Origin of the sequence: Lelliottia sp. SL45, from assembly GCF_026672535.1 — a bacterium.
In the GTDB taxonomy this organism is placed as follows: domain Bacteria; phylum Pseudomonadota; class Gammaproteobacteria; order Enterobacterales; family Enterobacteriaceae; genus Enterobacter; species Enterobacter nimipressuralis.
On record NZ_JAPPRH010000003.1, the window covers coordinates 1,614,981 to 1,628,299 of the forward strand.

A 13,319-nucleotide genomic window follows, 5' to 3' on the forward strand; every position below is an offset into this window, starting at 1 on the left:
TAAACAAAAACGGTTAGAAATCCAATTGTTGAGCGGCGATATTCTGAGCAAAGCGAGAAATATTTTCTGTCGAGGGGAAAGGACTGAATTGACGGTAAAGTTATGTATAAATCGAAAATAAAAAGCCTCTGATGGACATCTGCATCAGAGGCGAAGAGGCGCAATATTATTATTTTACGCTGACATCAATGCCCGGGAAGTATTTCTTCGCAAGCTGGTCGATGGTGCCGTCAGCGCGGACTTTATCGATAGCCGCATCGAGCTGTTTTTTGGTGGCCTCGTCACCTTTGCGTAGCCCGAAACCGATCCCGCTGCCGAGGATAGTGTCATCCGACACCGGTTTGCCAATAAAGCCAAACCCTTTCCCCTGCGGCTTACTCAGGAAACCTGCCTGCCCGGCCGCGGACATCACCAGCGAGGCATCAATACGGCCATTCAGCAAATCACCCCAGGCCATATTCTGATCTTTATAAGACACCACGGTGACACCGTGCTTCTCCCAGTGCTCTTTCGCATAGGTTTCCTGAATGGAACCCTGCAACACACCGATGGTTTTACCTTTCAAACCTTCCGGCGTCGCGTCGACGCCACTCCCTTCTTTCCCGACCAGTTGGGAAGGAATACGGTAGATCGGCTGGGTGAAATCAATGCTCTGACGACGCTGCTCCGTAATGTTCATGGCCGAGTTGATGGCATCGAATTTCTTCGCCATTAACCCTGGGATCAACGCATCAAATGAAGTCTCGACCCAACTGCACTTTAGCTCAGCGGCTTTGCAAATCGCTTTGCCCAGATCGATATCAAAACCTTCCAGTTCACCCGACGCATTACGGCTTTCAAACGGCGGATATTCCGCTTCCAGGCCATAGCGCAGCTCGGTTGCAGCGAAGGAAGAAAAAGAACACAGCAATCCCATGCCGACAACTAACGCGTTAAATTTCATCTCAACACTCCTTAGCGTGGTTTAACCCGACACAGGGCCTGCGCACCTGCCCGTAATGTTGCCTCGTCTTTCGCAAAAGAGAGGCGGATCAATTTGTTATCTGTACCGTCTGTGTAAAACGCCGACAGCGGAATGGTCGCGACACCGGATTCAACGATTAGCCGTTTGACCATCTCACTGTCGCTTTCGTCGCTGAAGTGGCTGTAATCGGCCAGCAGGAAGAACGAACCTGCGCTCGGCAGCAAACGGAACGGCGACTCCGCCAGTAGATTTTGCAGTAAATCGCGTTTGCGCTGATAGAACGCCGACAGCGACAGCCAGGTCTGAGGATCGGCCATATGCTCTGCAAAGGCGTACTGCATAGGGGTATCGGCAGAAAACATCAGGAATTGATGCACTTTGCAGATTTCGTCCATCAGTTCAGCGGGAGCCACACAATACCCTACTCGCCAGCCGGTGACATGATAGGTTTTTCCAAATGATGAAATGATCACGCTACGCTCCGCCAGCTGCGGGTGCGTTGCCATGCCGTGATGCGGCTGGCCGTCAAACACGACGTGTTCGTACACTTCATCAGACAAAATAATGATATCCGTCTGGCGGGTAATCGCCGCCAGCTGTTCGAGGTCGTTCGCCGAGAAGACCTGACCGCTCGGGTTGTGCGGGGTATTAATGATGATCATGCGTGTGCGCGACGTCACCGCGGCGCGGACTTCATCCCAGTCGACGGCAAAATCAGGCACCGTCAGCTTAATCGCCACCGGTGTGGCGCCTTGTAAGCGCACAATCGGCGCGTAGCTGTCGAACGACGGCTCAAAATAGATCACCTCGTCGCCAGGATGCACCAGGCCGCTGATGGCCGAGTACAGCCCTTCGCTGGCACTGGCGGTAATCAGCACTTCGCTGCTGGCGTCATAACGGGTGCCATAGAGTGTGGCAATTTTATCGACGATGCGTTCTTTCAGCGGCTGCAGGCCGGTCATAGCCGCATACTGGTTATGCCCCGCCTCCATGGCGCGGGTTACGCCTGCAATGAGCTTAGGATCGCAGGAGAAGTTAGGTGCCCCCTGAGAAAGATTGATGGCGTTATGTTGAGCAGAAAGCTGCCCAATCACCGTAAAAATAGTCGTGCCAACGTCAGGCAGTTTCGAGCGGGTGTGCACGGGAGTACGCAGAGTCATCATCAATCCTTTCTCGTGGATATTGCATAACTATTCAACGCGAAGGCAGCTTTGGCGACAACCGAATTGTTGTCATAGTAGCCATGATGAAAACGCATGGCTGACCCATTTCGCCGGGCGCAATTCTGACAAAAACAGAGTTTTTATTTTTCCATTAAAAACTCATGCAGCGGTCACAATTATTAAATCACACTGGTGAAAACATAATAAACAAGACGAAATTTTCAGCACTGTTAATTAACAATTAATAACTCCCATCAATAAATAATAGTAATCCATCACTCATTATAATTGAGATTTCATTCCGTTACGGCGGAATTAATTCTTAACATTTTATAAGCGCATACTGTTTGCCGCCCTATTAAAAACAATATTAGGATTCGGGTGATTCTTGTAATGGGCAAAAGTTCATTTCAAATCATAATAAAAACCTTTCTAAGGAATGAAAAAAATGAATAGAAAAGTATTGGCACTTGTTATCCCGGCGCTTCTGGCAGCCGGTGCTGCTCACGCAGCAGAGATTTATAACAAAGACGGTAACAAACTGGATCTGTACGGTAAAGTTGATGGCCTGCACTATTTCTCTGATGATTCTGGTGTGGATGGCGATCAGAGCTACGTGCGTATTGGCTTCAAAGGCGAAACGCAGATCAACGACCAGTTGACCGGTTTTGGCCAGTGGGAATACAACGTTCAGGCGAACAACACTGAAGGTTCGTCTAACCAGTCCTGGACCCGTCTGGGCTTCGCAGGCCTGAAATTTGGTGACTACGGTTCATTCGACTACGGTCGTAACTACGGCGTACTGTACGACGTAGAAGGCTGGACCGACATGCTGCCAGAGTTTGGTGGCGATACCTGGGCACAGTCTGATGTCTACATGACCAGCCGCGCAAACGGCGTTGCAACCTACCGAAACAGCAACTTCTTCGGTGCAGTTGATGGCCTGAACTTCGCCCTGCAGTATCAGGGTAACAACGAAGGTGATGGCAACGGTAACGAAGGCACCAACAACGGCCGCGATATTCGTCATGAAAATGGCGACGGCTATGGTATGTCCACCACCTATGATTTCGGTATGGGCTTCAGCGCAGGTGCGGCGTATGCCTCTTCCGACCGTACTACCGACCAGGTTAACTCTGGTGGTGGCCGTTATGCTGGTGGCGATAGAGCCGAAGCATGGACTGCGGGTCTGAAATATGACGATCGCGATATTTACCTGGCGACCATGTATTCTGAAACCCGTAATATGACCATTTACGGTAACAGCGATGATGGCGGTATTGCGAACAAAACGCAGAACTTCGAAATTACTGCTCAGTACCAGTTCGATTTCGGTCTGCGCCCCTCTATTTCCTACCTGCAGTCTAAAGGTAAGGACCTGAGCTATAACGGCAACACCGATAAAGATCTGGTTAAATACGCTGATATTGGTGCGACCTATTACTTTAACAAAAATATGTCCACCTACGTTGACTATAAAATCAACCTGCTGGATGAAGATGATCAGTTCTATAAAGATTCTGGCATCTCTACTGATGATATCGTAGCCCTGGGTCTGGTTTACCAGTTCTAATTCTGCGCATAATCCAAAAACCCGCCACCCGGCGGGTTTTTTTTCGCTGATTGACAGGCACCTTAAGGTCAGGTGTTATGAACGACATGATAAAAACGCATACCTGGAGTGTTTATGTCGCGCCGTTCATTTCCGCACAATGCTGTGGACGCCTTTCTGGTCACCGCTCGTCATCTGAATCTCACCCACGCCGCGATAGAGCTGTGTCTCACTCAGGGTGCCGTCAGTCGTAAAATTGCCACACTGGAGTCCTGGTTCGGCTTTTCTCTTTTTGAACGTCATGCGCGCGGGCTGCGGCTTTCATCTCAGGGCAGCGCCCTGCTTCCGGATTTACAGGCCGCCTTCGAACACCTGCTGACCGTCGCGGAACAGGCGCGCGCGCAGCAAACGGTGGTGCGTCTGAAAGTCCCGACCTGCGCCATGCGCTGGCTGGTTCCACGCCTGCTTGAAGTGGAGCGCGATCAGCCTGAGCTGCAAATTGCCCTTACGACCACCACCGATCACACGGTGAATTTCAAAACCGAGTCTTACGATGCGGCTATCGTCTTCGGAACGCATCTCAGCGCGGGCGATCTGCTGTTCGAAGAGGCGCTCACGCCGGTGATGAGTCCATTACGAATGAGCGCCCCTCTGGAGTCGCTGACATTCCTGCACCCCACGCGGGATAAAACCGACTGGTCGTTGTGGCTGTCCAGGCAGGAAGAGCTCGCGCTGACAATGCAGCGAAATCAACACTTCGACACCATGGATTTGGCGATAACCGCCGCGATGCAGGGGCTGGGCGTGGCGATTGCGGACGAAACGCTGGTGAGAGAAGATATTCGCGCCGGGCGCCTGGCACGCCCCTTCAATACCAGCGTGAAAACCGGCGCCAGCTATCGGCTGGTGTTACGGGAATCACGCGCAAAAGCCGCCGGGCTGGCCGCGTTTCGCGCGTGTCTGCTCAATCCAGGCTCACGTGATGCTTCATCACCCGTTTAAACAGGCTCATTCTGGCGCGCATAAAGCGGTTTTCCAGGCGAAATCCTGCATGTTTATTCAAACCAATGCGTAACAGCACATCACGCCCTTTCCGGCAGGCTGGCCAGCGCGTCGGGCCATGTAGCGCATCACAGGTTCGGCTCGCGAAACGCGCAAAATTGACCCAATAATCTGCCACCTGCGCGGCAAAGGCCAAATCGCGCTCGTTCACATACTGGCTGGCAGGTTCCACCTTTCCGAGCGTGTCAAAGACATACGGCACTTCGTTGCCGTGCCACGCGCCGTTCTGATAGGTTTCGTGTTCCGCTTCCGCAACGTAATCAAACCAGTAGCGCCAGCAGGGTTCGCCGACCCGCTGCTGAGCCTGCATCACCACAAATCCCATGGTCGTAAAAGCCATATCACGACACACCTGCCGCCCCAGCTCTTCATCCCCCTTCACACCGGGATAAAGCAGCTTGATCAGCCCCAGGCCAAACCGACGTTCCCGACGCAGCTTCTGAATTTGCCCGGCAAGATCGATGCCAAATACCGCCATCACGCTGGCTTCGTCACTGTTGGAACCAATCATCACCGGAACCGGATGCTGGCGGGCCGAGAAAAACACATCCAGCATTGCTTCTGGCAGCACGCAGTCGCCGACAATCGGCGTCGGGGCAATATTAAGTGGCGCCGTCAGTGACCAGAACGCATCGGCGGGGATCGCCCGCAGCTGTTCAGCGGTCGCATTCTCAATGCCGAAATGCGCCGCCAGCGCCTCACCTTTTTGCAGTGCCTGCTCGCGCGGGGTATCAGGAAGGGTGTAACCGCTCTGCACGATCGCCTTGTGAAACAACCCTTTTGCCAGCGGCGAAGCCAGCAGTGACAGCACGCTTCGCGCCCCGGCGGATTCGCCAAACACGGTCACGTTATCCGCATCGCCGCCAAATGCAGCAATATTGTCCTGTACCCAGCGAAGCGCCGCGATTTGATCGTACAGCGCAAAATTATGCACCACATCTGCTTCCTCGCCGGCGAGCGCCGGGTGAGCGAAAAAGCCGAGATGGCCCAGACGGTAGTTAATGGTGACAACAATGACGTCGCGATGTGCCAGCGCTTTCCCCTGGTAAGGCGGTAATCCGCCCGCGCCAATGGTATACCCGCCGCCATGCAGCCAGACCATCACGGGAAGTGGCCCGGTCCGGTTTGCGGGAGCCCAGACGTTGAGATAGAGACAATCTTCCGAGAATCGCCCTGGGTCGCCCCCGCCCAGTTCCCGACAGTAGTCGATGTTTTGCCAGCTGGATGCCGAGAACGTACTGGCCGGGCGGATACCTTCCCAGGAGTCGGGTGGTTGCGGCGAGCGCCAGCGCAGCGCGCCAACGGGCGGCGCGGCATACGGAATACCGCACCAGACGTGCACATCATCATCAATAAAACCGCTTACTGCGCCCTGGCGGGTAGTCACTACTGGGGTCGTGGAATTTTCCATACTTGCCTTCTTTTTCCATCACACCCCAGCAGAGTAGCGATTTCAGAGCAAACCGCAACGCCGTTTACTGCGGTCTTCGGCCTGCTGATACAGCGCAAACTCGTCGTTTACCGGGCATCCCAGTGCGACTTCGAACGCTTCACGACTCGAATTTCCACGGCTGCGGGCCTGGGTTTCATTCCCCAAATTGGACTGGAAAATCCCCGCCGCACTCACCGGCAGAAAATCCTCATAAATAATCGGCTGCGCCACAACCCAGCCACGCTCAATGAGCGGCTGAGGATCGTCGCCCGGGCGGAACGCCTGTCGGTGCGCTTCGCCCGCAGGCGTCAGACGATAGCGGAAATAGGCCAACTCCTGACGGCGCAGGAACATTTCGCTGTCCGGGAAAGTCTGGAACACCTCTCGCAGATGCAGCTGATGCGTCAAATTATCCTTGCCGGTTCCGGCTTGATTCAGCAGACGGTCATACAGTTCGCGGCCTTTTGGCGTGAGCGCAACTCCGCGCTGTTCGATTTCGCCAAAGCGCGCCGTATGGGTGCCTTTATGCTCTCCGGCAAACAGCACCGGCTCCTCCAGCGCTTTAAAACTGGTCTGGCGCAGTAAAATCGGCACTTCACGACGCGGCGGCCCCTCAATCAGAATCTTCGGCTCAATGCCATATTTCGGCATCAGCTCCTGCACCCGGTCGATATCCAGGGTGCGCGGCGTAAGATGGTTGATATGACATCCCGGGAAACAGACCACATCGGCAATCAGACGGTGCTCATCGTGCAGCGCCTGATAGGTCTCCTGATCGACGGTGGCGTGGCGATGCCAGCGGAACGTCTCCAGTGCTTCTTGAACAAATTCGCGCGCCTGCGTATCAGTAAACTGCCCTTCTGACTCATGCAGCGCAATCAGTTCCAGGCAGCGCGGAGTAAAAATAGTACGTTGGGCGAGGATCTCAGCCGCGCGTTCGCGCAGGGCGACATTTTCGATAAGCTCCATGCGCAGCAACGACGTAAACACGCGGAACGGGTTGCGCGACAGCGCAGCGTCATCAATGGGACGAAACGCCGTAGAATGCACCGGGACGCCCGCCTGGGAAAGATCGTAATAGCTGACAGGATACATGCCCATAATGGCAAACATCCTGCGCAAGGTGGACAGCTCCTGAGCGCTCCCGACACGAATAGCCCCGTGGCGTTCGACGTTTAACCGCGCCAGCTCATCGGCGTTGGCCAGCTGTTCATGTAAGTGCGGATTGTTTTCCAGTACCGCCAGATTCACGTCCGCTACCAGTTCCAGCAGCGTGCCGTACTGCGGAACTTCCTGCTGGTACATCGCTGACATAGCCTGCGAAAAGTGTTCCCGAATATCATCAGCCGTGATGGTGTTCGCCATGATGTCATGCCTCCAGTGAATATTACCTGGAGTGTAGAGAAGGCCGCTGTCGTTGGGGGGAAGAATTTGCGATTTGTGATCCTGACAGACAAGTGGTTATTCCCTGCGCTTTTTCTCTTTCTGCGCGAAGAAAAAACCTCAGGAGAATCACCTCATCCCCGGGTGAAAAAATTCTTGTAACTCAAATAGATCAAATGTTAATAATATTTTGCTATCAAGTTATCAAAATTAAACATCTTCCCTTGTCACTCGCACGGCTCTGTTCTTAACATCGCATCATGGAAAAAAATGGTTTGTTTAGTCAGCGCATACGCTTGCGCCATCTGCACACTTTTGTGGCCGTCGCTCAACAGGGAACGCTGGGGCGTGCGGCTGAAACTCTTAATCTTAGCCAGCCAGCCCTCTCGAAAACCCTGAACGAACTGGAACAACTCACCGGCGCACGCCTGTTCGATCGCGGGCGTCTTGGCGCGCAGCTCACCTTAGTCGGCGAACAGTTTCTCACCCACGCCGTCAAAGTGCTGGATGCGCTCAATACCGCCGGTCAGGCGCTGAATCGTAAGGACGATCAGATCTCAGATGTGGTCCGCGTTGGCGCGTTGCCTACGGCGGCGCTCGGCATTCTGCCTTCGGCGATTGGTCAGTTTCACAAGCAGCAAAAAAACACCACGCTGCAGGTCGCCACGATGAATAACACCATGCTGCTGGCCGGGTTAAAGTCTGGCGAGCTGGATCTGGGCATTGGGCGAATGTCCGATCCAGAGTTGATGGGCGGTCTGAATTACGAGCTGCTGTTCCTGGAATCGCTGAAGCTGGTGGTTCGCCCGAATCACCCGCTGCTGCATGATACGGTCACCCTGAGCCGGGTCATGGAATGGCCGGTGGTGGTGTCTCCAAAAGGGACTGTTCCGCGCCATAACGCCGAAGTGATGCTGCAAATGCAGGGCTGCAAGCTGCCATCGGGGTGTATCGAAACCCTCTCGGCCTCCCTGTCGCGCCAGCTGACGGTAGATTATGACTATGTCTGGTTCGTGCCGTCCGGGGCGGTAAAAGAAGATCTCCGCCAGGGCACCCTGACCGCGCTGCCTGTTGCGTCGCCGGGCGCCGGTGAGCCGATTGGTATCCTGACCCGCGTAGACACCCCGCTCTCCTCGGGGGCGCAAGCGTTGCTGAGCGCCATCCGCAAGTCGATGCCGATTTAACCGTCTCCCTTCGCTTTCCAGCTGACCCGTCGTGATGACGGGTTTTTTATCGCTTTTAATCAAATAATGCGAAATTTTTTATTAACAATTGCAACAAACAATTTAACAGACTTATCATAGCCACGAATTCACCAAATGGTTCACACCCTATTTCATTCGGTGGATTTCAAAGCCGTATAAACGGTATTCATCGTATAAATCATCATTAAACCCGTATTCGGTTACCCATTTGGTACAGGCTCTGCGCCCGTGCCACCGGAGAAATACGAGGTCTTTAAGGAGATAGACATGGCATTTGGCAGCGCGCCACGCGGGGTTCCGAGACTCCTGCAGTGGCTCCTGGTCGTCCTGATGGCAATCATCGGACTGGCGGTCGGCGGGCTGGGCTTTAAGCTCGCCACCGTAGGCGGAAGCTGGTACTTCCTGATCATTGGCGTGATGATGGTTATCGCCGCCGTTTTAATCCTCATGAATCGCACCAGCGGCATCATTCTGTATGCCATCGCGTTTATCGCGTCGTTATTCTGGGCCGTCAGTGATGCAGGCTGGGATTTCTGGCCGCTCTTCTCGCGCCTGTTTACCCTCGCCGTGCTGGCCTTTTTATGTGCCATTGTCTGGCCGTTCCTGCGCGCAGCAAACGGCAACCAGGCCGTAAACAAAACCCCGGCGTTTACCCTTGCCGCCGTGCTAGCCGTGGCGATGCTGGTGAGCTTCGGCTGGATGTTTAAGCCGCAAACGCTGGTCACGGCTAACGAAGCGGTGCCGGTGAAACCCGTCGCCCCTGGCGAGCAGCAGAAAAACTGGGAACACTGGGGTAACACCACCCACGGGGACCGTTTTGCCGCGCTGGATCAGATTAACAAGCAAAACATCGGCGAGCTGAAAGTGGCCTGGACCGCGCACACGGGTGATATCCCGGTAAGCAACGGTTCTGGCGCAGAAGATCAGAACACGCCACTGCAGGTGGGCGACACCCTGTTTGTCTGCACGCCATACAGCAAAGTGCTGGCGCTGGACGTGGATTCCGGTAAAGAAAAATGGCGCTACGATTTCAAAGCCACCGCGCCAAACTGGCAGCGCTGCCGTGGCCTGGGCTTCTTTGAAGATCACAGCGTCGTGACAACGTCACAAACAGACACGCAACCGGCCGCCTGTGCCCGTCGTCTGTTCCTGCCAACCACCGATGCGCGCCTGATTGCCATCAACGCCGATACAGGCAAAGTCTGCGAAGACTTTGGCGATCACGGTATTGTTGACCTCAGCGTCGGCATGGGTGAAATCAAACCGGGCTACTATCAGCAAACCTCCACCCCGCTGGTGGCCGGTAATGTGGTGGTTGTCGGTGGTCGCGTGGCGGATAACTTCTCGACTGGCGAACCGCCGGGTGTGGTTCGTGCCTATGACGTGCACACCGGTAAACTGGCATGGGCCTGGGACCCCGGCAATCCGGAGCTGACCGGCCTGCCGCCAGAAGGCCAGACCTATACGCGCGGTACGCCGAACGTCTGGTCTGCCATGTCTTACGACGCAAAACTGAACCTGATCTATCTGCCAACCGGCAACGCAACGCCCGATTTCTATGCTGGCGAACGTACCGCGCTGGACGATAAATACAGTTCGTCAATTGTGGCGGTAGACGCGACTTCCGGTCAGGTGCGCTGGCATTTCCAGACCACACACCACGACCTGTGGGACTTCGACCTGCCTTCGCAGCCGCTGCTGTACGATCTTCCTGACGGTAAAGGTGGCACCACGCCGGTGCTGGTGCAGACCAGCAAACAGGGCATGATCTTTATGCTCAACCGCGAAACCGGCAAGCCGGTAGCCAAAGTGGAAGAGCGTCCGGTTCCGGCAGGTAATATTGAAGGCGAACGTTACTCCCCAACGCAGCCGTATTCCGTTGGCATGCCGATGATCGGCAACCAGACGCTGACCGAATCCGACATGTGGGGCGCAACGCCGGTCGATCTGCTGCTGTGCCGCATTCAGTTTAAAGAGATGCGTCACCAGGGCGTCTTTACCCCACCGGGTCTTGACCGCTCCCTGCAGTTCCCTGGCTCCCTCGGCGGGATGAACTGGGGCAGCGTCTCCGTTGATCCGAATAACGGTCTGATGTTCGTCAACGATATGCGTCTGGGTCTCGCGAACTATATGGTGCCGCGCGCGAACGTTGCCAAAAACGCCAGCGGGATCGAGATGGGTATTGTGCCGATGGACGGTACGCCGTTTGGCGCAATGCGCGAGCGCTTCCTCTCTCCGCTGGGCATTCCGTGCCAGAAACCACCGTTCGGCACCATGTCCGCTGTGGATCTGAAAAGCGGCAAGCTGGTGTGGCAGGTTCCGGTCGGTACCGTTGAAGATACCGGTCCGCTGGGCATTCGTATGCACATGCCGATCCCAATCGGGATGCCGACGCTGGGCGCATCGCTTTCCACCCAGTCTGGTCTGCTATTCTTCGCGGGCACTCAGGATTTCTACCTGCGCGCGTTTGATACCGCAACCGGGAAAGAGATCTGGAAAGACCGTCTGCCAGTGGGCAGCCAGTCAGGCCCGATGACCTACGTGTCGCCGAAAACCGGCAAACAGTACATCATCATTAACGCAGGTGGCGCGCGTCAGTCACCGGACCGTGGTGATTACATTATTGCCTACGCCCTGCCAGATAAAGCGTAAAAGCAGTAATGAAAAAGGGGCCGATTGGCCCCTTTTTTTATCGCCCGGCGACGTTTCACGTTTACGGACGTATGATGTTATCGATGGGGAAAGACATAGCAGCCCATCGATATGTCACCCACTCAGAATGTTTCCCAGTTATCCCCACCGTCAACCACCGCCTGACGCAATGGCGCAGGCTGGGTGGCCGGCGCCGCTTTATTCCCGCGACTGGCGGTTGTGCCGTTAAGACGGAACGCGCCCACGGCTTCGGTCAGACGAGCACCCTGTTCTTCCAGCGATGCCGCCGCCGCAGAGGCTTCCTCCACCAGCGAGGCGTTCTGCTGGGTTACTTTATCCATCTCAGAGATCGCCTGGCTCACCTGCACGATACCCCGGCTCTGTTCGTCGGAGGCTGCGGCGATCTCCAGCATGATATCGGTGACGCGTTTCACGGCTTCAACGATTTCATTCATGGTATTCCCCGCGGCAACCACTTCGCCGGAACCCTGGTCGATCAGGGTGACGGATTCATTAATCAGGCCTTCAATCTCTTTTGCCGCATTGGCGCTGCGGCTTGCCAGCGTACGCACTTCGCTGGCGACCACGGCAAATCCGCGCCCCTGCTCACCCGCACGGGCTGCTTCCACGGCGGCGTTAAGGGCCAGGATGTTGGTCTGGAAAGCGATGCTGTTGATCACCGCCGTGATTTCCGAGATTTTCTTCGAGCTGGTAGAGATATTGCTCATGGTTTTCACCACGCCAGAGACCATCTGGCCGCCACGGCTGGCTTTCCCGGAAGCGTCTTCCGCCAGTTTGCTCGCATGATGGGCGTTATCGGCGTTCTGTTTCACGGTCGCCGTCAGCTCTTCCATGCTGGCAGCGGTCTGTTCGATGGCCGCCGCCTGCTGTTCGGTGCGGGAAGAGAGATCGGTGTTACCGGCAGAAATCTCGCTGGTGCCACGGTAAATCTGCTCCGCGCCCTGGCGAACTGTCCCGACGGTATTCACCAGCGAGTGCTGCATGGTTTGCAGATCGCGGGTTAAACGCCCGATCTCGCTGCGACCGGTCAGGTCGTCCGCCATGGTCAAATCCCCCTTCGCAATCTGTTCGATGCGGCGGGCAGCGCGTTGCAGCGGATGAATCACCGTGCGGCGCAGTACCACGAAGGTCATCGCGGTCAGCACCAGCGCCAGCGCAAAGGCGCCGACCATAAACATCAGGCCAAGCTGAGTACGCTTGTGAGCGTCCGTCGTGAGGGCATTCGCGCGATCGGTACGGATCTTAATCGCCTTCAGCAGGATTTCGTTGTAGCCATCGTCCAGCGGGCGCGCAGATTCATTTTCGTGATTAATGATGGCTTCAAACATGCCGTTTTTGGCGTATTTCAACATCGGCTGCAGGCCGGTGATATAGGCATCAAAGCGGGTTTTCAGCTCGCCATCCAGCGCTTCGTCCGCAGGCGTGCGCACGGCACGATTCATATAGGCGGCGAAGCTCTCCTGCGACTGCTTAATACGCGTCTCGGCTTCAGCGATGTTTTGCTTCATCGCGTCCATCTCAGCGATACGGCTGGCCGCACCGGCATGGATCATATTGATGCGCGCCGTGCGTAAATGGTTCGAGCTATTCGACAGCCCCGTACGTACCTGGATTTCTGACGTGACATCCTGCAGATCCGTGTCAGCCTGCAGCAGGAAATACCCCGCCAGAGCCGAACTCAATGCGAATAACAAAATGATGCCACCGAGAATTGAGGAAAACAGCGGAACCAGCCGGATATGATGCAGGAAGCTCAGCGTTTGCGGGCTGCGCATCGTTTTTGTGTTGTCCATGACCGTCGACTCTCTTTATAGGTAAATGCGTGAAAAACACGCCTGTAAAATAGTCATCGGCACGGCAGGAAATTTGCTTATGGCTAAAAGCG

Annotated in this window: 9 protein-coding genes; 4 read left to right on the plus strand and 5 right to left on the minus strand. The window is 55.3% G+C overall.

Annotated elements, in window-relative coordinates:
- Window positions 1-169: 169 nt before the first annotated feature.
- Together OVA10_RS13850 and OVA10_RS13855 are read right to left on the minus strand one after the other, a co-directional pair.
- Window positions 170-943 carry an ABC transporter substrate-binding protein gene (locus OVA10_RS13850; RefSeq protein ID WP_268196160.1) on the minus strand — a complete coding sequence of 258 codons (774 nt, stop codon included), beginning with the start codon at window positions 941-943 and terminating at the stop codon, window positions 170-172.
- Window positions 944-954: 11 nt separating this feature from the next.
- The gene (locus tag OVA10_RS13855; protein ID WP_107703600.1) at window positions 955-2,124 is read right to left on the minus strand and encodes a pyridoxal phosphate-dependent aminotransferase; all 1,170 of its coding nucleotides are present in this window, start codon (window positions 2,122-2,124) and stop codon (window positions 955-957) included.
- A gap of 451 nt (window positions 2,125-2,575) precedes the next feature.
- Between OVA10_RS13855 and ompC the strand changes: the two genes are divergently transcribed.
- Complete coding sequence (gene ompC / locus OVA10_RS13860) at window positions 2,576-3,700, plus strand: porin OmpC (RefSeq protein ID WP_123427994.1); 1,125 nt, start codon at window positions 2,576-2,578, stop codon at window positions 3,698-3,700.
- Window positions 3,701-3,814: 114 nt separating this feature from the next.
- Complete coding sequence (locus OVA10_RS13865) at window positions 3,815-4,681, plus strand: LysR substrate-binding domain-containing protein (RefSeq protein ID WP_248860222.1); 867 nt, start codon at window positions 3,815-3,817, stop codon at window positions 4,679-4,681.
- Here OVA10_RS13865 and OVA10_RS13870 read toward each other — a convergent pair.
- Window positions 4,644-6,152 (minus strand): carboxylesterase/lipase family protein, encoded by a 1,509-nt coding sequence (locus OVA10_RS13870; RefSeq protein ID WP_268196161.1) that lies wholly within the window; start codon window positions 6,150-6,152, stop codon window positions 4,644-4,646. The two genes, OVA10_RS13865 and OVA10_RS13870, sit on opposite strands and share 38 nt — an antisense overlap.
- A gap of 42 nt (window positions 6,153-6,194) precedes the next feature.
- A complete protein-coding gene (hglS, locus tag OVA10_RS13875) occupies window positions 6,195-7,538 on the minus strand; it encodes a 2-oxoadipate dioxygenase/decarboxylase HglS (protein WP_268196162.1) in 1,344 nt (447 codons plus the stop codon).
- A 278-nt stretch (window positions 7,539-7,816) separates the two neighbouring features.
- On the opposite strand from hglS, the gene OVA10_RS13880 reads away from it, so the two are divergent.
- Both OVA10_RS13880 and OVA10_RS13885 read left to right on the plus strand, forming a co-directional pair.
- Window positions 7,817-8,740, plus strand: coding sequence for a LysR substrate-binding domain-containing protein (locus OVA10_RS13880; protein WP_100780215.1), 924 nt, complete (start codon window positions 7,817-7,819; stop codon window positions 8,738-8,740).
- Between the two features lie 288 nt (window positions 8,741-9,028).
- Window positions 9,029-11,413, plus strand: coding sequence for a glucose/quinate/shikimate family membrane-bound PQQ-dependent dehydrogenase (locus OVA10_RS13885; RefSeq protein ID WP_268196163.1), 2,385 nt, complete (start codon window positions 9,029-9,031; stop codon window positions 11,411-11,413).
- Window positions 11,414-11,535: 122 nt separating this feature from the next.
- On the opposite strand, the gene OVA10_RS13890 is transcribed toward OVA10_RS13885, so the two are convergent.
- Window positions 11,536-13,227: a methyl-accepting chemotaxis protein gene (locus OVA10_RS13890; RefSeq protein ID WP_129034880.1), complete on the minus strand. Its 1,692-nt coding sequence runs from the start codon at window positions 13,225-13,227 to the stop codon at window positions 11,536-11,538.
- Window positions 13,228-13,319 lie beyond the last annotated feature (92 nt).